The sequence below is a fragment of the Psychrobacter sp. D2 genome, assembly GCF_013608135.1.
Classification (GTDB): domain Bacteria; phylum Pseudomonadota; class Gammaproteobacteria; order Pseudomonadales; family Moraxellaceae; genus Psychrobacter; species Psychrobacter cryohalolentis.
On record NZ_JACDXZ010000011.1, the window covers coordinates 59,895 to 82,192 of the forward strand.

Here is a 22,298-nt window from a genome sequence, read left to right on the forward strand (position 1 = left end):
TAGCGTATACCTAAAAAAATTCCGCTAGTTGTCTGACTAAAATATCCCAAGATTGAGTGTATGGCATTGACGGCAGGGGTCAATATTTCTTCAGTGGCAATTATTGAGTGTTTCTACTAGGAGTTGTTTCAATCGATATATCTAAGCTAGTTAATGATTCTAATTCAGCCTCTAGTTTATCTAAAGTAGCTTGGCTAGGGTTGCCCTCTGGAAAGAAAATCGTCACATTTGTCGTTTGGTCGTTTGGTTGTTAGGTTGTTAGGTTTATAGCCAATTGATTGCAATTCACCACGGTACTTATTTCTAATCAAGATGGTAATTTCTTCAGACACTTTCTGATCACCATAAATAGCCACTGATTCATCCGCTGAGCGGTTATTTGTCGGTAAGATTTGAATCGGAAGGCTAAAATCCTTAGCATCACTGCTGGTAAATACATAATGATGAATTTCTGCCTTCACATTGGGTTTTGTCATAATAAACAAACGATAGTCTCTAACAGCTTCTTCATCACTGACGGGTTTATCAGCTTTTCTAATGCCTTTTTGGTCAGGTGTTGCAAATCCCCAGCTTGCTGCCACCAGATCTTCACCCAGTTCATCAAATAAACCTTGCAATACACCCTCGTCTTGAACCCCGCTTTGCATTGCCAAAATCCTCATCGCTTGTTCCTTACTTACTTTAGAGTCTGACATAACGGCTTGCATCATGACGTCATCAATTTGATAGCGTTGGGTCACTTTCTTAGTGAAAATTATTAATGATAAGATTATTTGGTTTATCGATTTTTGACCAATCAAAGGCTTTGATCGTAACTGGCTTTGAATTGACTTTCGGTAATTCGACGACTTTAGGAATTGGTGGCTGTGTAGTAACAGCTTGACTGCATCCATTTAAAATTAGACTCGTCAATGTTAAAAATATTATTTTATTCACTCTTATTATCCTAATTCTCATAGTGGGTCTAATCAGCCAGCTTAAAGATGACCCCTGCCATCAATTCTGTACACTTATAATATCTATTGTTTCCATAACGGACGTTATGGCAAATAAATTGGATAAAAGAAGTAAATCACCCTCCGATATAGTCGGGGCAATTCAACCTAAGGTGTCCCCGTTTGATCAGGCTGTATTTAAGGTCGCGTACTTAGAAGCCTAGCAAGCGTCGATCCGTGACTGAATATCTGTTTTAGAGCGCTTTATGTTTGATGACCGTATTAGTAAGCCTTTAATCCAAACGGCAGTTACACAGAATCTAGAATAGACCCTCCAAATCAAAAAAGCCATAAAAGTCATTGCTCTTATGGCTTTACTATTTTTTATATATTGAAGCTTAGACTTAGCTTTGAGTTAAATGAACTCCTTTAATTCAGTCAGCTTGTCTAAAATCGCATCAGGTGAATATTTCACTAGCTGCTGCTCATTTTGTGCACCAGATAGCACACCTAAAACCAGCCCACACCCTGCATTTTGGCCTTCCTCAATATCGATACCACTATCCCCTGCTTTTAACACCTGCTGTGAGTTATCAATATTAAATTGTTTCATCGCAAGTGTAATCATATCAGGGCCTGGACGGCCATTGTCTACATCATCGGCTGTTATTAATGCATCTACTTGATCCCCCACAGACCAACCTAAGATAGTCAAAATTTTATTAGCAGTCTTAGCATCATATCCTGTATTTAATACCACATGACGACCGCTCGCCTTTAACTGCTCGAACAACTCTGACATGCCTTCAAACTCAGATAAGGTGTCCTTGCTATAAACAGTTGAAAGATTGACTTTAAAGGCTGCAAACGCCGTATCCGTTAACGATTCAATATCAGCATCAGATAAATCTAGCATGTCCAAAATATCACGGATGGCATTGCGTTTTTCTTTCCCTGCACCATATTCTAAACATAACTCAAGACTAACTTGCTTATCTAATTTGCCAGCGCGCATCAGTGCTTCATTGATGGCATTACGTACAGTTTTATAGACCAGGTTACCTTCATCTACTGTTGTGCCAGCCATATCAAATACACAGAGCTTAATATCAAAAAATTTATTTTTAATACTGTTTAAACTATCGCTATGTGAGCTGCTGCTTGTTACATTATTATTTACTGTATTCATCACTTTGATTCCAATACCAATTCAATTAATTCTTCGCCAAATGCGAAACCTGTTGATGCCCCTGTACCACTGGTGACTGCACCAACCACCACACCTTTTTCAGGTGATATCTTAAATACCACGTCATCTGCACTTGGATATACACCCAACCAGTGCTGAGTAATATCTATCTCACCAATATCCATCACCTGCTTAAATTCATTAATGATTAGATCATCAATTCGAGTGTCTCTAAACGGCAGTTCTCTATCACTATAATCATGACTATCGCCGATGATTAGTGAGCCATCTTCAGACTGAACCACAATTAGGTGGACACCTGCTTGACGCTCTACACTTTGAATATCGTCAAGTAAGCTTTTTAGTACCGTAGCTTCAGGTAACTGAGCAAATCCATCATAACGGGCAAAGCTTAAATCTGACATGACAGCGGCATTTAATCTAAATGCTTGTTTGGGCATGACTCGCATCATATTTAGCGTGCACATTTTAGCTTTGGTCTTAGCGAACACGTCTGGATATAAGCCAGTAAAGTCAGATCCTGGGCAGACCACACAATGCTCAGCGTTAAGGAAACCGCGGCTGGTATGCACTTTTGGTAATTCCACCGAAGTCACGGTGGTATGATTATAAAAGTCCACACTCTGCGTCTCTTGTAACCAATGAGCCAGCTTAGCGACTGCAGTATTAGACTCCACTCTAAGCTCATGAGGACTATATAACACCCCTTCTCCCTTGTTCAGATAAGGCGCGGCTTCATTAATTTCAGACTGTGTCAGTAGTCGGCACCCCTCACCCATTTCCGTCTTTAAAAAAGCTTGTGCAACATCTACCGCTTCAGGTCGCTGCATTAACATATGCAGACCGATATGCTCTATCTGAATACCTGCTTTTGGCGCAATCTCGGCCCAAACATTACGCGAGTGCATGGCGCGTTGCCAATGCTCACCTCGACGCTGACCACTAACGGTCACAAATCCAAAATTACGAACAGAAGCATCTTTGTTCTGAGATTGGCGTTCTACAACCGCGACACTCAGCCCCTTTTTAACGGCGGCGTAGGCGCTTGCCAGCCCAACGATGCCGCCACCTACGACAACTACATCATATGTTTTATCAGAAAGTATTTTGCTCATTGTCATATCTGCTCTTCCCATACATCTTTATTAATTAGCCCTCTACTTGCTTAACCTATGAACTAATGTAGCTAAGCATGAATGGGCATTATTTTGATTGAACTAAAATTACTCACCATGGAAAAAAGCACGGTGCTTATCTAACAGCTCGGCAGTTAATGGCTCTGGGTAGGTCTTAGAATTATCAATCTGATTCTCAGCAGCTACTGTCTCGCCGTCATACACAATATTTGGATAAATCTCTAATAAACCTAGGCGAGCTTTAGTGACAATTAACTCAGCCATTTTCATTGCTTTAGGATTGGTTTTCTCTCCTTTATCAATAACAGCAACCGATTCAGTCAATGTGTAATTACCTTCACTGGGATCAACAAAATCAATTGGTAAACCTTTTGCTTTATTAGCGACTGCCTGATGACGTAGACCAAAACCGATAGGCACCTCACCTGCCATTACCTTTTTAAGAGGACCAGAGCCAGATAGTTCTAAATTAGGCCCTGCATTTTCACGAATAGCATTCATGATTTGTTGACCTTCAACATCGGTGCCATATTCAGCAGCAATATCTTGTACAAATAGCCAACCGGTTGACGAGCCATTTGGATCAACCATAGAAATTTGGTTTTTATAAATAGGATTGGCTAAGTCTTTAGCACTGGCAGGTACTGGAAGATTATTGGCTTCCATCTCTTTGGTGTTGAGTAAAATGGCGCCCGTAAAGCTAAGGATCGGTGCGTAATAATTAGGCGTTGCAATCTGCGGGTTTGCCTTAAATGCTAACGCTTTAAACATTGGATTCTTTGCTTGAGCACTTTCGATATAAAACGAGCTCATTGTCACCATATCAGCTTCAATGTTTTTTCCTTCTGCTAATAGTCGGCCACCCAGCTCACCTGTTCCGAATGATTGAAATATGTATTGACCTTCAAAACCTGCCTCATCAAGTACCTCTTGAATAACTTCGACTGCCTCTTCATCAGCATTACTATAAATAATCACCTCCTCGCCAGCCGTATCGCCTGAGCTTTGCGACCCACAACCTGCTACTAAAACTCCACAAGTTAATCCCATTACTATCGTTTTGAATAAGTTCATTGTTGTTCCTAATTATTTGAGTAGTTAACGGTTCAATTGGTTTTCGTCACATCAACGCCTAAACTGTTTTGAAATATCTAAGCGACCGTCGTCACTGTGGTTTTTTTCACTTTTATTTTTGTTGTGCCATACATACTTCTGGTATAAAGATATCGCGCCACTGCGAAAAACATTAATGCCGTGATATTTGTGAGTAGCACCATCAGCGACAAGACAAAAATCTCATCAAAGCGGGCGAAGTGCTGTAGTTCAACAATTTTTGTAGTCAGCACCATCGTCTTTGCACCTGAAATGAATATCACTGCACTGATGCTGACCATCGCACTGATAAAGAAGTACGAGGCCACTTCGATAAGTGTAAATATTGAGTTGGGTACAACAATTCGGCGTAAAGACTGTAGCCATGAGTCTCCAAGTAAAGAAGCTGTGGTCTCCCAGCCTAAGTTCATTTTTGACAGTGCATTTTTGCTCATGAGATAAGGTGTCGAGAAGTAATGAATGATATTACTAATCACAATAATGAAGATGGTGTTCGATATCGATGAGCCTGAGAAAACCATCAGGTAAGCAATACCAATAACCATACCTGGCACTGTATTGGTTACTAATGCTGAGCTTTCGATCGTCAACTTTCCTATCTTGAATAACCCTGAGCGCTCGTATATCAACGCGGCAACATAGGTAATAATAGTGCCAAAAACAGCCGTTAGTGTGGCGACAATAAGTGAGTTCTTATACACTCGCATTAGGTTCGAGGACTCGGTCACCTTAGTAAATGTGTCTGTACTAAACGCCATCTCGTAAGGCCATGTCTTAATCCATGGAATGATGAATATCACAGCAAATACGAATAATAGTGAAATCAAAATGCCACTGGACAATACACCCAGAATCCTGTCTTTGACTTTAGAGGTGGGCAAGTCAAAATGCTCTACTGAGTCATATCTGACATTAAATCGAGCCACATACCAAAGCAGTAGAATGCTCAAAACAGACGGAATCAGCATAAACAAGGCAACCACAGAGCCCTTTTCAAACGAGGGAGATGCACCCAGTATTTGGGTATAAAGCTCAGTGGCGATAACCTTATACTGACCACCAATAGAGGCTGGAATACCAAAGTCAGTAAAGGCTAAAAAGAAGCATTGAATGATAGCGGCTGCAAACGTACCAATTAAAGGACGAATGACCGTCATATCTATCTGGCGTAAGCGTGAATCGCCCATCAGTTCTGATACGATTACGAATTTCTTATCCAAATACTGAAAGGTATTGTTAAGCAGTAAAAAGGCTATTGGCAAGGTATAGATGGTGTAGCCAAGCCACATACCATAGAAACCATATATGTCTTCAAACAACTGAAAGCCAATTATCTTGGTGAGTAGACCTTGCTTACCAAAGGTGTAAATAATGGCAAACCCATAAGTCACTGTTGGCAATAGCATAGGGAACAGTGACGCAAGCTTAATGGTTTGTTTAAAACCCTTTGGCAAGTTAGTCCAGTGCACCGTATAAGCAAGGATAAATGCCAAAAAGGTGGCACTCATCGCACTAACAATGGCAACAAAAAAACTATTTAACATCACTTGTCTGAAGTCATTACTGCTGATGATATCGATGTAATGGTTTAGACCTAATCCATCAGCCACATTAAATGACAGCATCAACATTTTGCCCAAAGGCACAAACATAAAGACGAGAAATAGCGCACCAATGAAAAGCCACGAAGCTTTCATTAGCGGTGAGTTATTAAGTTTCATAATGACCTACGCGCGAAATAAGTAAGTTTTGAGAGACCAGCGTTGGCCTAGTGCGATCAACCTTTATTAACCTTTGGAGGTATCTTTAATGGATTTAGCGGCTGTGCGCTGGATTATGGAGTTGATATCTTCAGTGACTGAGCTGCCATCTAGCACAGGTCTCATTTGAGTGTATTTTTCTAAGGGGTCAGTTGGCGCACTGTTCGCTTCAAATAGGCTCAAGATATTACGGCGTTTGATATTTAGCTGGTTCAAGATAAAGCTCTCAACAAAATCATTGGCAGGGTTTTTGATGATTTCTGATGGTTTAGCATATTGAGCTACTTTGCCATCTGATAACAACAAAATGCGATCAGAGAGTGTCATCGCTTCTTCAGGATCATGTGTCACAATCAAAGTGGTTAGCTCATAACGCTCTGCAATCTCGCGAATACGTGCCTTAATGGTCTCTTTAATAACCCCGTCTAAGGCAGATAAAGGCTCATCTAATAATAAAATCTTAGGCTTCATCACTAAAGTACGCGCTAATGCAACACGCTGCTTTTGTCCCCCAGAGAGCTGGCTGATTCGCTTGTTCAAATGCGGCTCAATCTCCAAAAGATCAACCAGCTCATCGACCTCTGCTTGCGTACTTACGTTAGGTCTATTACGTAGCCCATATTCAATATTCTGCTTTACATTCAAGTTAGGAAACAAAGCATAGTCTTGGAATACAATATTGAAACCTCTGTGCTTCATAGGCACACGTGTGATGTCTTCATTATCATAAGCAAGCCGACCAGAACTAATATCGGTTAGACCTAAAATAATATGCAGCAACGTGGTTTTCCCACAGCCAGATGGGCCCAATATTGAAACAATCTCACCCTTATTCACTTTTAGGGAGATATCCTCAAAAATAACTTTGCCATCATACTTCTTAGTCACATTTCTTAGTTCTAACATAATTCAAGCCCAAACTTATATTTTGGTATTGGCAGTGAGTGATAGCTCAAGCAAATACATTTAGGTAAATTGTTCAATGCTTTAATCGTTTACATGTAACTAATATAGAAGATGAATATGACAGTTTGGCGTCAAATATAAGGTTAGCTTATACATTTAATCATTCAGTCTTATTTATCGTGTATAACTTCTCGTACTTCCCAGAGATAGACCTGACAATCTCTGCAACCGAAAACCGATACGAAAGACGGCGGTCATATGACGAAAAAGCCCTACACCTATAATCAACTAAACATCTTAGACTCTGTGCTTGAGGAAGGTAATTACACGCAGGCAGCTAAACGTTTAGGCGTATCTCAATCTGCCATTAGCCAAGCACTATCTACGCTTGAAAACAATCTTGGATTTAAGCTATTTATGCAGCGTGGCAGACACCTTGTGCCAACAGATTACTGCTTAGAGCTTGGATCGTTAACGAGTAAAATACGAGCAGTTGAATATGATCTAGAGCAACTGATTCAAAGAAGTAAAGTTTTTGAAGCAGCTATATTAAAGGTAGGTCTATGCAGCCCGCTGCCGGGCACTGAAATTATCAGGCAGTTTAGTAAGCGCTATCCCAAGCTACAGACTGAAATCTATTTTGGTAATTTCTATGAAACGTTCAGTAGAGTAGTTAACGGTCAAGTAGATGTTGGCATTCTTGCAAATGTACCAAAGGATGACAGGTTGCAGTTTAAGAAATGTGCTACCCAAAGGCTTGTTGCTTTATGCTCACCTAACCATCCTTTTGCATTAAGAGAGTCTATAAGTTTAACTGAGCTGGCGTCGGAAACCGTCATATTCCGCACGCACGGCTCTACCACTCAAAAACTTATAAATGAGGCGCTAGCAAAAATTAATTTAGAGATAACCCCTACGTATATCGTAAACACCCAAGAAAGTGTTTACGATGCGGTTTACCAAAACTTAGGTGTCGGATTTGCATGGAGCGAAAGCGCAATAAGAAAGGGTGGTTTTGTGAAGGTACCCATTGCGGAGTTGCCTTCAGACTATGATGAAGTGGTTTTTTCACTCAAAAATGTAAACAACTTAGTGGTGACTGCTTTGATGAACTCTTTAGATACTTCTAGTTAGACTGTTTGAAAAAAGCATCCTAATGTTTTCAATATATACGCATCTTGCGAATTAAGTTTTCTGCATCAAATCCATTTATCATAATTGCTCTATTGGGAACAATAAATGTGGTTATGGAATAAGTGTTTAGTTAATTTGAGTACCTGTCACGCTTGTTTTTACCTGCATGATGAGTGATAAGCAATAAAGGATTAGTGCTAAAGCTAAAAAAATAAAAGTCAGAGGTAGAAACAAGCTTTCTTGGAGCACGCCATCAGAACCAATATCACCGTAAAATAAGCTTTCCATCAGTCCAGACAGTGTAGCGAGGGCCAGCATAATTGAGCCACTGATAAATAATTTAGATTTCATAAAAGCTCCGTTAGATGAGAATTAGCAATAATAATTTATCTTTATTCGAAAATTATAGCAGTATAGTTATTGCTGAATGACACAAATATGATGGTTTCCTGGATTCTGACCACCGCCTAGATCCAAACAAATATCATTGTAATAAAATTCATGGGCTTTGATGCCTAGCCAGAACGCAAGGATGGCAGTGACAACAATGATTGTCATTATCTTAGTATTCATATAAATATTCTAACCAATAAGTACGTCTATCAATTAATGAGTGCTTAGGCATATATTGTATGTGAAATAATACACGTATTGGGTGCTCTCCCTATTTTTTCATAAACTATTCATACTCGGTCTTTAAGAACATTAACTTTCATAAAAGTGCACTTAGCAGTCATCGACTATAAAAATTTGTGCGATAAAGATATATTCAAATCACTATCATGTGTTCTACCAAAAAATCTAAAAAAACGCGTGTTTTTGGTGAGACCATATCTCGCTTTAAATAAATAGCGTAAGTAGCACTAAGCTCTTCATAGGGACTAAAAATATGATCTGGCATGACTTGAACCAATGACCCATTCGCCAATTCACTTTTAACAGCCCACAATGGAATTAGCGTCAGACCTGTATGATGTAATACCAGCTGCTTCTGACCATTCACGGAGTTCACTGAAACCTGACTATTAATCATCAACTTTTTACGATCTTCTGCTATCAAAAACCACTCTTTCCAACCGTTATAACCATATCGGATACATTGGTGATCAGCTAGATCGTCAATGCTACAAGGCGTGCCATTATTTTTTAAATATTGGGGGCTTGCACACAGTAGAAAATCATTAAATACCAAGTGTCTGGCAACCATGGTCGAATCAGATAAGCGTCCACTTCGAATAGCCACGTCAATATTTTCTTCTATAAGATCTACAACCCGCTCTGTTAACTCAATTTTTATATCAATATCTGGATATAACGACATAAATTTCGGTATTAACGGCAATACCATGCTTTCACCAAAACCGACTGTCATGCTGATTTTTAGCTTACCCTGTGGCGTTATTTGTAAATCATTAACGGCTCTTTTGGCATTATCAAACTCTGATACAATTCGCTGAGAGTATTCATAATATTTGTGCCCCGCTTCAGTCAAACTGGTGTTTCTGGTCGTTTTATTAAGTAGACGTACCCCCAACTCTTTTTCAAGTACTGCTAACTGCCGTGAAATAGAAGACGGCTGTACATCAAAGATGCGGCTGGCTTCTGAAATGCTACCGGTTTCGACAACACTATTGAAATATGCCAATCGATTTATTGAGCTCATCGCCACTCCTTTATTAAGTTGATAGGTATTCCATTTAACTGTAACCATGGCTTGCTCAAAAAGCAAAAGTAATTTGTTTACTGGGTGATGGTTTGCAGGATTAGCAACGTCTAAACTGATTGTCCTGAAACAAGCAATAAGACATTCACACCAGTAAAGGGTAATAACATGAAAGCGATGATCATTAAAGAAATCGGTACAACTGCAGTTTTTCAATTGGCAGAAAAACCAAAACCAACGGCAACACTAGGTCACATGGTTGTGGAAGTGAAAGCCACTAGTGTGAACCCTATTGATACCATGCTGCGCTCAGTCGAGCTGCCTTGGTCGGAGAATTTGCCAGAGATACTACACGGTGATGTAGCTGGCATTGTGAGCGAGATAGGTGCCGACGTCACTGAATTTAGTGTTGGTGACGAAGTTTATGGTATGGCTGGTGGCCTCAACGGTATTGATGGTGCACTTGCTGAATTCATGTTGGTCGATGTGCGTTTAATGGCTAAAAAGCCTAAAACACTCAGCATGAAGCAAGCCGCAGCCCTGCCGTTGGTCGCACTCACTTCTTATGAGGCACTCGTACAAAAAATGAATGTCAAAGAAGGCGATAATGTCTTGATTCATGGTGCAACAGGGGGTGTTGGTCATCTTGCCGTTCAGCTAGCAAAAGTACTTGGCGCGACAGTCACCGCTACCTACTCTCCTGCTAATCGTGCATTAGCACAAACACTAAGCGCGGATCATCTAGTGGATTATACAACAGCGGAGGTTGATGATTATGTGGCGACGTATACTGACGGCGTGGGTTTTGACAAAGTTTTCGATACGGTGGCTGGTGATAATATTCAAAAGTCTTTTCAAGCCGTTAGATTCAATGGCCATGTCGCCACTATTTTACCCATTGCTGATCCATTGCAAGTTGCTCTCAAAGCCTTATCCTTTCATGGTGTTTTGGTGCTCATTCCATTATTTCATGGCATCAACCATGAATCGCATGGTCGTATCCTGACAATGATTGCAAAGCTGGTTGATAGTGGCAAAATCACGCCTATCATAGATGATAGTAACTACTCTATTTGGGAGGTAGCGCGCGCGCATGACCATCTTGAATCAGGTAAAGCAGTGGGTAAAATTACGCTCACTGTATAGTAGTATTCGGGCGTGTCCTCATTTTGAACATGACGATAAAAATGAGATAAATTGCAGCCAGACTGTATTAAATAGCTGTGTTAAAAATGAGATGTTCACAGGTAGTAATGACTCTCTAAAATAACACAGCTCGCTCGTAGACATTCTTATAACGGTGGGGTCACTATTTTATTTGGAAGTTTCTAACAAATGGAATACGGGTAATCGCCACTTTGCTCTAACCGCTGCCATACGGATTGAGTAACCAGCAACCAAACTGAGTTATGCTGAATAAGCCGTACACCTAAACTTGGTAAGCTAAACGTATTAACAGGAATTTGCTCATATATCTTGTCTTAACATAATAGACTTGGACCCATTATAAAACCTCTCCAGAGTTAACTCATAGCTCGTACTACGTCCTGAAGCCTCAGATTTTTTCATCATGTCCTTCTCTATCAAATCATTAAATCTTGCAGTAACTAATCCCCTCATCACTGTAGAAAACAGGCTGGACTATAGTTTATTTTTTGGTCCTCAAAATATAGATATTTAATACTATCACCGACTAAATAATCTCGATTTCAGTATCAATCTCAAAAGTAGCAGCTAGTCCTCCTGTCGCCCTTCGCTGAATATCAACCAGGAGAAGGCTCTGCTTACTTATTACTTATGTACTCAATATTGATATTATCGGTCTAATCTGACAATAGAGTAGAGGTAAAAACACTATAAAAACACAGTGCCTAAATACGTGTTAAATTTTATTCGACTACAGTTTACATTGTGATTATTCAATTATATAATATCTGTAGGCCAATAATATAGGTACATGTAAGATATTGTCGTATTATGATATTTGGTCGACCTACTTTGACATGGTAGAGGTTATTAAAGAGCAACACGGCATCAAATGTCGTCGTCATAAGCGCTTTAAAGTGACCACCGACTCCAATCACAACAAGCTGGTCTATCCAAACGTACTGGATCAGAAGTTTGATTCCAAGTGCCCTAACCAAGCGTGGGTCAGTGACATCACCTATATCTGGACGCTTGAGGGCTGGCTGTACTTAGCCGGAGTGAAAGATTTATATACCAAAGAGTTGGTCGGTTACGCGATCAATAAACGTATGACCGCTGACTTAGTATGCAAAGCATTGAACATGGCCATCAAGAACAAACGACCCAGTAAAGGGCTGATTGTACATTCAGACAGAGGCAGTCAGTACTGTAGCCATGCCTACCACAAGATCATCAAACAGCATCTGTTTACAGGCTCAATGAGCGGCAAAGGTAATTGCTTTGATAACGCACCCATAGAGAGCTTCTCGGGTGAGGAGCACTGCTCTGCAAGGAAGAACGAGCTAGTGTATCACCAAGACTATAAAACAAGGTTTGCAGCCATCAAAGATATCATTGGATATATTGAGTTGTACTACAACCAAACAAGAACTCAAAAGGGCTTGGGTTATAAATCGCCAAGACAGGTGTGGTTTGATTATTATCGTCAAGCTGCGTAACTAAAATCTCCCAAGTTTGGTTCTACGGATTTGACAGCAGGGGTCACTATGCTCGCAGTGAAACTAGGAGTCAAAAGGGCTTGGGCTATAAATCGCCAAGACAGGTGCGGTTTGACTTTTATCGTCAAGCTGCGTAACTAAAATCTCCCAANGGGTCACTATGCTCGCAGTGAAACTAGGAGTCAAAAGGGCTTGGGCTATAAATCGCCAAGACAGGTGCGGTTTGACTTTTATCGTCAAGCTGCGTAACTAAAATCTCCCAATTTTAACTGTACGGATTTGACGGCAGGGGTCACGGTGTCCAATTTTATTATGCCAACACATATGTGCTCACAACCCTTTTTATACTAATACTCATTTCTAACGCTCACCCATGCCTTCTGACAAGGTCTTTGTAATTGGCTTAGTGAGGTAAGACAATACCGTCCGCTCCATTGCTTTGATATCCACAGAAGCTGTCATACCAGGCTTAATTACTATTCTATCTTCTCTACCCTTAAACTCAGCACCGGTTATAATAATTAACACTCGATAGTAAGACTCCTCTCCTTTGGGTGTTTGCTCCATTAAGGTATCTGGGCTGATATAGCTCACTGTTCCATTCATGGCGCCAAAGATTGAATAATCGTAAGCGTCAAGCTTCACAGTGGCTGCCTGACCTTCTTTAACATAAGCAATATCTGCAGGACTGACCTTTGCATCGATAATCAAATCACTACTCGTCGGTAGTATTTGTAATATAACTTCGCCAGGCTTAACGACACCACCGATAGTGGTCACGTTGATGTTTTTAATTTTGCCATCTGTCGGCGACATCAAGCGTTTTTCTTCTAAGACCTGTACGCGATCTCGCAGTTGCTCAAGCTCAGTGTCTAGCTCTTCTTGCGCCTTGGTCATTTCTGCTTGCGCTTCTTCAAAATATTTGTTTCGCTTATTATTGATTTGCGCTTCAATATCAGCCACTTGACGGCGCAATTTAATCACATCTGCTTGACTGACGTCGCCATATTCCAATAACGGCTCATTCATTCTCAGCTCTTTTTCTGCTAGTACCAGCATCGCTTCAAGAGAAGACACTTCTTCATTGATGGCTTGACGACGACGATTATAAAGTGCAGTTTGGTTTTGGATGTATTCAGGGTAATTTTTTATCTCTTTAGAAAAGACAAGAGACTTCTCAAAAATTTCTGCATTTAATCGAGCCAATTTAGCCTTTAATGCCGCTGTTTTAGAGGCAGAGTTATCTAAAGCTGCTTTAGCTCGCTCTTCTTCTAAGACCACAAGTAGCTGTCCGGCCTTTACTTCTTGACCTTCAGTCACTGCCAACTCTGTTAGGACACCCCCTTCTGAAGCTTGAATCTCTTGCGTACGAGCGCTAGCAATCACAGTCGCCTTTGCACGAGTCACCTGATCGATTTTGGCAAAGGACGCCCATACGATCAAGACCATGATTCCGATTAATCCGATCCAAATACTTAGCCTTGAGCGACCCACCTTGATAGTGGTGGGCGTATACTTATAGTCTGACATACCTACTTACCTTAAGCGTCTGTGAGCGTTTTAGTGATGCTAGACTTCACTATACTTTTAGAATTTGGCGATTGGGCAGGCGGATTTTTAGCTTGCTCATTTTTCTTCAATTCGTCAAGTACTGCTTGTTTTGGACCATCAATAATGATGCGTTGATTGTCCATAATAATCAGTCTATCAGCCAACTCTAATAATGCCGTTTTATGGGTTGAGACGATAAAAGTTTGACCTTCTGTCAGTTCTTGCTTGAGTACTTGAAGACAGCGCTGTTCTTGTCTATTATCCATAGAGGCAGTGGGCTCATCGAGTAAAAACACATTGGGCTTAGTCAATAATAAACGCGTAAAAGCAACGAGCTGTTTTTGCCCTCCAGACAGTCCGCGCCCACCTTCGCTAATAGGCAGATCAAGACCACTAGAATGACTAGAGACAAGATTTATCAGTCCAGTCTTGCTCAGCAGCTCTTGCATCACATCATCATTAGGCGCCGCCATTCCTATCAATAAGTTCTCTCGCAGCGTTCCTTGGAATAAACGATGATCTTGTTGTAGATAACCCAAACGCTCACTTAAGGTCTCGCGACTGATCTGATGAATATCAAGACCATCTAATAAGACCCGCCCTTTAGTAGGCGCATATAATCCAGCAAGTATCTTAAGCAATGTAGACTTACCTGAGCCGATAGGCCCTAAAATGGCTATACGCTCCCCTGGACGAATCGTTAATTTTTTAATATCTACAGCAGCTCTATCATTACCTTGATAATTAAATCCTAAGTTTTCACATTGATAAAAACCATTAATACGACTGGGTGACAATGGGTAAGCAACGCCATGGTTGTCCTGCTCTAATGAAAACAAGGTTTCAATATTAAGCTTAGCGGCCTTGGCATGTGAGTATTGCACCAGCAAATTCGGTAGCATCATGACAGGTGCTAATACCCTACCACCCAATATCGAGCAAGCAATCAATCCCCCCATGGTCATATCGCCACTGATCACCACGAATGATCCGACAATCACAATCCCAACATAACTGATCTGCTGTAGCATCTGGGTAAAATAGGTCAGATTATCATTGGTGTGCTTCATGTCTAAATCGTTTTTGATAGTGACCTTCATCACATCAAGCCAACGTGATAAAAACTTCCAACTTCCAGCCCCCGCTTTGATGGTTTCAACGCCTTCAACCGCTTCAACCAGCAGACCTGTCTTATAGTAAGAGGCAGTAGCACCTTCAGCAGCAATTGCATCAATACGCTTACGAGCGAACAGTCCCATAGCGACAGCAATCACGGCGGCAATGACAGGAACGACTGCCACCAGTGGTGACCCAATGAAAGCAACTAAAGAGATGAAAATAATGGTCATAGGTAAATCGACCAAGCCAAATAACGTACTGGCCGTAAAAAAGCTACGCACCTGCTCATAACCACGTAATTGCGCCGCCATCGAGCCTACTGAGCCTGGCATTTGATCTATACGAACTTTTAGCAGACGTTGAAACACCTCACGAGACAAGTATTGATCCAATCCCACAACGACTTTATCCATAATTCTCGACCGTGAGAACTTCATAAAAGCTTCAAAAAGGATCACGAGAAAGACACCACTGGCCAAAATAATGAGCGTATATTCACTGCGAGTGGGTATAACTCGATCATAAACCTGCATAGAGAATAACGACACTGCCAATGCCAACATATTAATCAAAAAGGTAGCCAAAACAGCTTCAAAAAGAACGCCTTTATAGTTGCCTAAATCAGATTTTAATAAGTCTGTAAAAGAGGATTTACGCTTTTGGATATGCTCATCACTAAGACGAATCCTTAGCACGAATGTCAGCTCATCAGCACGCGTATGGATACGATTATTTTCTTGTCTAAAATTCCAGCTTTTTTGCGGTGTTTGACCGTCAATAATGCCCCAGCCTAAATCCGGACGATAAGCCAATAAGGGTAAAAAAGCCGCGTCTGGCTGCTCTAATATTTCTGGCGTCTTATCTATTCCAACGTCTTTTAATACTGCAACCACGCTACCAAGCTCATTAATGACTTGACCGTCATCATTGGTTGACCTGCCATTATAACGGGCGACCATTTCCTGTAAGCGCACATTGTCTATCGGATAACCTTGCTGGCTCAGTAAATGCCTAATAGCATCAGCCAAAGTCTGCATCAAATCAGATGACATCAACACTTGATCTGCCATATTGCTCATCTGGTTACTCTCTAAATCTGCGGTTGTCAGCTTAAATTCTTCACTCATATCAGTCATTTCTTCAGCTCTATCATAGTATTCTGATCAACGATGGGTGTGACACTATAGTCTTCGTTTAGCATAATAAAATTACCATTGTTAAGACTGTCTTCTACATTGTCAGGCAACCTAATTTCTATATAATCCTCTTCTACTGTCGATCCATAACCCATGCTCTTGGCGGATTTTTTTACTTCTTGATTGTTAATCCACTCTTTTACTGGATCCAATGGCTTAAATAATGTCACTGGTTCACGATTGTGTCCATACTGTTGCCAAGGCATGCTGCCGAAATCTACTTGAAGACGATAAAATGCGCCTAGCATGTCTGCTCTTGTCTGTACCAGCTGCACTTGATATTCATTGTGCTCACGAACGGCATTTAGCACCTCTAACCACGATTTACGTCCGGCAATAAACTGACGACGATAAGAGCTGACGACAATCTGTGCTCCCGCTACCGCTGCTACTAATGAGGTTTCTCGATCTCTAGCGCTAACAAATTGCTGATATTGTACTTGAACGTTTTCTATAACGCGCCGACGTGCCGCTTCTTGGGTTTGTACCAGGCTGCTCACCTGCGCCTGCGAGGCACGTGCCAACGCTAGGTTAGAAAAACCTGCGCCAGGCGCGTAATTTAACCCTAATGAGAATTTGCCTTTATTTTCATTGTCTTCGTGATAGTAAGCATGCTCATATTGAGCATAAACCGTCGGATATTTAGAGGCTTGTTGGGCTTCGACACCTTGTTTTGCCGACTCAATTTGAAAGTGCTCTTTTACTACTGTGGGATTATAAAAACCGGCTTGCTCAAACGCCATGCGCTCAAAATTGGTGGATTGTTGTTTGGCTTGATTTACGAGGGCTTTGATATTGGGTAAACTCATCACACTACTCTGCGACAAAGGCTCCCCGACAATTTGCTCAAGGCGCGCAGCCGCAATGCGTTGCTGCTCTACTGCCGCTTGATAGGCATTTTGCTCCTGCAATATACGGTTAGTCACTAGATCAAGCTCAATACGCGCAGAGACACCCTGATTAACACGGCGCTGCATCATGGCTTCAAATTCATTCAACTCTTTTAAACCATCGATATGAACGCTTTGTTTAGCAATGGCCTGTATATAAGCCTGCCAAGCATCAATCGTGGTTTTTGCTACAAGATTTTGCTGCTCATAGATATACTCAACTGCAGCTTTGTCATCAAATATGGCTTGATTGACCTCAGCGGTGAGCTTACCGCCTGTCCACAATGGCTGGCGAATGGTAACTTGTGAGACAAAATCATTATCTCTATCATAGCCAGAGCTGACGCTTGGGGTTGGTAATAGATTCAATTTTGCCGCATTGATACCTTCCGTGGTTGCCTGTTGATTGGCGCGAGCTGATCCAACCAAAGGGTGAGTCTGAACTGCATGAGTAATCAAAGTATTGATTTGCATATCTTTTACTGCAGCTTGCGTATTCATAGCAAAGCACATGGTTGCAGCTAATATTGTTATTTGGCTGCATGGTATTAAGCTATTAGACAGAGTTTTTTGGTATGACAGATTTTTCATATTAGGTTTCGATAGTTAGCTCTGTAAATATATTTTGGTATGGGTAATTGGTCATGAAGGTCCAAATATCACCTTTTAAAACCACTCAGCAATAAGTGTAAAAACGCTTCCAACTAGGGAAGCGTTTTTTAGATCGCAATATCATTAGATAATATTGGCAATCTCAGTATCAATATAAACCTGAGAAGAGAAATTATTATCTATCTGCCAGACATCATAGGTCTGTCCTGCATTGTCGTTAACAGTTTGTCCAGTATTACTCCAATCATTCCCTTGAAGATGTACTGTGTCATCACCATCGCCTCTAATATAAATCGGATTCGACATTTCAGAACCAGTAATATCTTCCTCTCCAATATTTAAGGTATTTGCACCCGTACCGCTAATATCAATCACTTTAGTCTCGAAGAAATCTGACAAACTAATAGTCTGACCCGAGCCAGTCACATTGAAAATATCAGAACCTTCATCAAAGTTACGGAAGGATGAGCCATAGATATCATCCAGATAAACAGTATCTTCACCAATAGCTCCAATGCTATAGCTTGCTATATTAGCACCTGCCACTTGCCACTTTATGCTGCCTAACAACTCAGTAAGATCAGTAGCTGTGACTTGTAATAGTGCTTCATATTCAGCATTGCCATTGCGATCTACCATGAGAACGCCATTCTCATATTTCAGGTAGTTATCGATATTTTCAGTCGTTTGATTGCCATCGAGCAAGCCTGTCACATCAATCTTATCGCCTTGGGTCGCACTAAAGTCACTCCAAACATCCAGACCATTATTACCATTGCCGCCGTTTGCTGTACCTAGATTATCGAAGACTAAAGTGTCAGCGCCTGCACCCATTATGAAGCTATCGTTAGCAGCAGAGCTAATAGCAACATCATTATGAATAGAGCCGGTAACTGTTTTACCAACGTTAATCTCTAAATTAGCGGTTTCTTTGACGCCAGTCACAGATATAGTTTGGTAGGTAAAGTTTTCAATCCCAAAGCTTTCGCCATTTGGTAGATAGCTATAGCTACCATCTTTATTGACCGTCAAGGTTCCGTACAAACCTTCGATATCAATCGATTTAGCACCTTGGTTTGGATCGCTGATAAAGACTGACTTACTGCCAACTTTTAGTTCAGAGATATTGTCTGTACCTGTGTCATTATCAAGCAACAAACCCGTTATCGGATCAAGAGAAGATGCTGTGTAATCTTCTGAATGTATTACCGTCGACTTAAAGTTGATGCTTTGCAAGTTGCCTTTATTAGTGGTAATCGTGAGCTCATAATTGCCTGCTGGCAAATCAGGTAATGAAGCGTTAAATGATGCACTAGCCTTTGTACCTTCTACTGATCCAGTAAATCTATCGCCAGTTGTGGTATTTAACAATGTATAGGTAATGGTGACATTAGCACCAAAAGCTATATTGCTTGAGCTAGCAGTTGCTTCTATAACAACTGGAGCAGCGGCATCATGATCAGCAACGTCAAACTCCGTTGAATAAGATTTCCCATAGTTTTGACCAAATTTATCTGGCATATCGATATCGTTTACTGTCACTGTATTTTGCGTTTGAACTGTCACTTTATTGAAGTCATCAACCGCAGTATGCGTGCTAATCTTGATGTTTAGCGTTTCAACAGCAGCTTTACCGTTTGCATCTTTGGTTACCAATCTAAATGAGTCTACCGCACCATATGGCGGCTGCCAATTAGGATCACTAGCGTTATTATTTACGCTATAGGTGTAATCGCCATTTACATCAATCGTGAGCTGCCCATACGTGCCTTGGTAAGTCACTGGTGTATCTGATGTGACAGACTCTTCACCAACCTTAAGTATGACTTTGCCCGCATCAGGGGTGGCGTCGCCTGTTATCTCACCCATAAACTTGGAGGGCTGGTCATAATCATAGATGATATCGCGATCCACATATAAGCCATTACCACTGAGCACCCCAACGCCGCCTGCGGTTAATAACACGGCTTTATAGTCGCCTTCACCAAAACTTAGCGTCAAAGGATCTGACTTGCCACCGAGGAATGGAACATTGAACCAATTTTTTTCAAAGTGCACTTGTACATATTGTCCCGTATTTTCGTCAAGCTTGTAGACGGCCATACTATAAGTTTTTGCAATATCTACTCCGCCCCCACTACCATGTAAGGTAAGCTCGCGCACTTGATTGTCACCAACCGTAAACTCAAGTGGCGGCTTGCCTCCTAATAGCTCAAGATCAAGCACGGATGATGAGCCAAAGCTTAAATCAAGAACCCCAAAGCCAACAGCATCTTCAATCTCAGAATCGGTTGTATCTAATATGACCGTTGGTTCAACATCAACAATTAGGCTCTGATCTATCTTGATTTGCTTGTCAACGGGAAGAATATTTAATTGAATATTAAGCTCAGCAGAAGCAGTATTGCCATCAGGCGAGGTAATAGTATAAGTAAAGCTCTCTTCACTGCCATAAGGTCCACGGAAGTCTTCATTAACCCTATATTCATAACTACCGTCAGGTGATATGGTCAATGTGCCATACTGTCCTTGAATCGTTGTCTCGCCTGATTCAAGAGTTTGTGGTGCTCCATTAGATGAAGTGATGGATGTCACCGTAGTACCAACTGGTAGCTCATCATAACTAGAGCTTGCATCATCATCTGCTAAAATATTTCCTGTCACTGAACCACTCACCGCTGTTGCTTGGGAGTAATCTAAGACGGTATCTTCTAGGAATTTTAAGGTATAACCTGTCAGCGCTGAGATCCCTTCATTACCAGACATAACAAAAAGCCACTGACCTTCATCCAAGCTAAAGTTGGCCTCTTTGGACACGCCCCCTAGTAAATAAGACACTACCCAATTTTCTTTGACGGCCTGCAGCTCCCATTCGTTGGTGGACTCATTTAATTTGTATAAGTTCAGATTCATAGTGCCTGCGACTTGTACGCCGCCTGCATTACCTTGAACGGTGACTTCACGGACTTGATCCTCACCTACATTAAGCACCACTGAATTTTTGACGACATCAGCAACAACGCCTGCACCTAATACAGGACCTAAACTTGCATCGACAACGGTAAAACCTGTCTTGTTCAAGTCTGATGGCGTATCATTTTTTATCTCTAATGGCGTAGCCGTTATCTGAAAATCAACAAAGTTATCAGCAGCAGCGATGATTTCATCTGTATTGACGGTATATTCTTTAGTTGTATTTACTGTGCCCTTGTTACCAGCCGCATCGGTTGCTGTAACACTGACGTCAATAGTCTTATCAGCATCAGCGACTAATTCAATCCCTGAAACCTCAATACTAAATTTACCAGCAAGATCCACAACACCTGTATAGTCAACACTATTAACCGTTATCGTTACCGCATCTCCTTCACTGTAATCACCAGAAACTGTCCCTGTAACAGCGATAGTCCCCTCAGCTTCTATCGCATTGATAATGTTATCGGCAGTGACATCATCAATGATAATCTTAGTAGTATTAGCATCAGGGGCAATGGTATCAATGTTAATCGTCGCGCTAGTCACATCAGTGCTGCGTGTAGATTTTGCAGTCAGAGTCTCTAATCCTTCTCCCATGGCAGCAATGTTCTGAGAAGTGACTGGGATACTCCATTTATTATTCTCATCCACAATTGCAGTACCGATGATATCGCCTGCTTGGTTGGTTAGGGTAATGAGATCACCTACCACGCCAGTACCTGTTACGTTAAAGCCCGTATTTGCTTCTTGAGCATTGACGATATCGTCACCTGCAATTGGCGAGGTAATGGTTAATTGATCTGCAGGAACAATAGTAATATCAGCGGTTTCAGAACTAACGTTGCCCGCTGGGTCTTTGGCGGTGATCGTCAAAGTTTCTAACCCTTGATTCATATTGGCAACGTCTATTTGCGTGACAGCAATTGACCATTTGCCATTAGCTCCTACGATAGCAGTACCAATTTCACCATTTTTTCCATAGGTTAAAGTAATGGTATCGCCTGCCGTACCTGTACCTGTTACATTAAAACCTTGAACTGCCTCGTCAGCATTGACAATATTATCGCCTGCAATCGGCTTATTGACGGTCAATGAAGCTGTGGTATCAACCGTAATATTCACTACCGTACTTGGTGCACTACTATTGCCTGCTTTGTCTGTTACGGTGGCCACAATACTGTAATCACCATCTACAGTAATGCCGTTGGTTGCATTAGGTATGGTGACCGCTGAGACGCCAGCTTCGATCTCAGAGTCAGTAATGGTATGAGTGATTTTTATTGGAGCGCCGCCGCCCGTTGGGGTTACCGTGATAGTGATGGTGTCACCCATTAAGGTGCCCGTCGGTAAGGTCACTTGGGTTTGAATGCCATCAGCAAATTCTGTTGCATTCACGCCATTTTCAGCTTCTGGAATGGCAATGATGGGGGCAACTTGAGTGGCGCCTTCTTG

At 41.3% G+C, this 22,298-nt stretch carries 15 protein-coding genes and 1 pseudogene; 3 read left to right on the forward strand and 13 right to left on the reverse strand.

The genetic code is table 11. From position 1 onward, the window contains the following. Positions 1-194 precede the first annotated feature (194 nt). The 6 genes from H0262_RS12380 to H0262_RS12405 form a co-directional block, all read right to left on the reverse strand. Entirely contained in the window at positions 195-710 is a 516-nt protein-coding gene (locus H0262_RS12380) for a hypothetical protein (protein WP_181210948.1), read from the reverse strand. Positions 711-1,350: 640 nt separating this feature from the next. After that, positions 1,351-2,124, reverse strand: coding sequence for an HAD family hydrolase (locus H0262_RS12385; RefSeq protein WP_181210949.1), 774 nt, complete (start codon positions 2,122-2,124; stop codon positions 1,351-1,353). Further along, complete coding sequence (locus H0262_RS12390) at positions 2,124-3,266, reverse strand: TIGR03364 family FAD-dependent oxidoreductase (RefSeq protein ID WP_181210950.1); 1,143 nt, start codon at positions 3,264-3,266, stop codon at positions 2,124-2,126. Before H0262_RS12390 ends, H0262_RS12385 begins: the two co-directional genes overlap by 1 nt. Positions 3,267-3,368: 102 nt before the next feature. Continuing rightward, the gene (locus H0262_RS12395) at positions 3,369-4,355 is read right to left on the reverse strand and encodes an ABC transporter substrate-binding protein (protein WP_181210951.1); all 987 of its coding nucleotides are present in this window, start codon (positions 4,353-4,355) and stop codon (positions 3,369-3,371) included. 77 nt (positions 4,356-4,432) lie between these two features. Beyond that, the gene (locus H0262_RS12400; protein WP_181210952.1) at positions 4,433-6,115 is read right to left on the reverse strand and encodes an iron ABC transporter permease; all 1,683 of its coding nucleotides are present in this window, start codon (positions 6,113-6,115) and stop codon (positions 4,433-4,435) included. A 66-nt stretch (positions 6,116-6,181) separates the two neighbouring features. Further along, positions 6,182-7,060, reverse strand: coding sequence for an ABC transporter ATP-binding protein (locus H0262_RS12405; protein ID WP_181210953.1), 879 nt, complete (start codon positions 7,058-7,060; stop codon positions 6,182-6,184). A gap of 258 nt (positions 7,061-7,318) precedes the next feature. Here H0262_RS12405 and H0262_RS12410 point away from each other — a divergent pair, with 258 nt between their 5' ends. Continuing rightward, the gene (locus H0262_RS12410; protein ID WP_181210954.1) at positions 7,319-8,194 is read left to right on the forward strand and encodes a LysR family transcriptional regulator; all 876 of its coding nucleotides are present in this window, start codon (positions 7,319-7,321) and stop codon (positions 8,192-8,194) included. Positions 8,195-8,320: 126 nt separating this feature from the next. On the opposite strand, the gene H0262_RS12415 is transcribed toward H0262_RS12410, so the two are convergent. The 3 genes from H0262_RS12415 to H0262_RS12425 form a co-directional block, all read right to left on the reverse strand. Beyond that, on the reverse strand, positions 8,321-8,545 hold the full coding sequence (locus H0262_RS12415; protein ID WP_181210955.1) for a DUF3955 domain-containing protein: 225 nt from the start codon (positions 8,543-8,545) through the stop codon (positions 8,321-8,323). 66 nt (positions 8,546-8,611) lie between these two features. After that, positions 8,612-8,767, reverse strand: coding sequence for a hypothetical protein (locus H0262_RS12420; RefSeq protein ID WP_181210965.1), 156 nt, complete (start codon positions 8,765-8,767; stop codon positions 8,612-8,614). Between the two features lie 196 nt (positions 8,768-8,963). After that, a complete protein-coding gene (locus H0262_RS12425) occupies positions 8,964-9,857 on the reverse strand; it encodes a LysR family transcriptional regulator (protein WP_181210956.1) in 894 nt (297 codons plus the stop codon). Positions 9,858-10,025: 168 nt separating this feature from the next. On the opposite strand from H0262_RS12425, the gene H0262_RS12430 reads away from it, so the two are divergent. Together H0262_RS12430 and H0262_RS12435 are read left to right on the forward strand one after the other, a co-directional pair. Next, positions 10,026-11,003, forward strand: a complete 978-nt coding sequence (locus H0262_RS12430) for a zinc-dependent alcohol dehydrogenase family protein (RefSeq protein ID WP_181210957.1) — start codon at positions 10,026-10,028, stop codon at positions 11,001-11,003. A gap of 857 nt (positions 11,004-11,860) precedes the next feature. Next, a pseudogene (locus H0262_RS12435) lies at positions 11,861-12,502 on the forward strand (IS3 family transposase); the annotation flags it as partial. A gap of 360 nt (positions 12,503-12,862) precedes the next feature. Here H0262_RS12435 and H0262_RS12440 read toward each other — a convergent pair. The 4 genes from H0262_RS12440 to H0262_RS12455 all read right to left on the reverse strand — a co-directional run. Then, positions 12,863-14,032, reverse strand: coding sequence for an HlyD family efflux transporter periplasmic adaptor subunit (locus H0262_RS12440; protein WP_181210958.1), 1,170 nt, complete (start codon positions 14,030-14,032; stop codon positions 12,863-12,865). Positions 14,033-14,043: 11 nt separating this feature from the next. Beyond that, complete coding sequence (locus tag H0262_RS12445; RefSeq protein WP_181210959.1) at positions 14,044-16,299, reverse strand: type I secretion system permease/ATPase; 2,256 nt, start codon at positions 16,297-16,299, stop codon at positions 14,044-14,046. A gap of 5 nt (positions 16,300-16,304) precedes the next feature. Further along, the gene (locus H0262_RS12450; protein ID WP_181210960.1) at positions 16,305-17,759 is read right to left on the reverse strand and encodes a TolC family protein; all 1,455 of its coding nucleotides are present in this window, start codon (positions 17,757-17,759) and stop codon (positions 16,305-16,307) included. A 234-nt stretch (positions 17,760-17,993) separates the two neighbouring features. Next, positions 17,994-22,298 (reverse strand): BapA/Bap/LapF family large adhesin (locus H0262_RS12455; protein WP_181210961.1); only part of this gene is annotated, 4,305 nt, incomplete at its 5' end.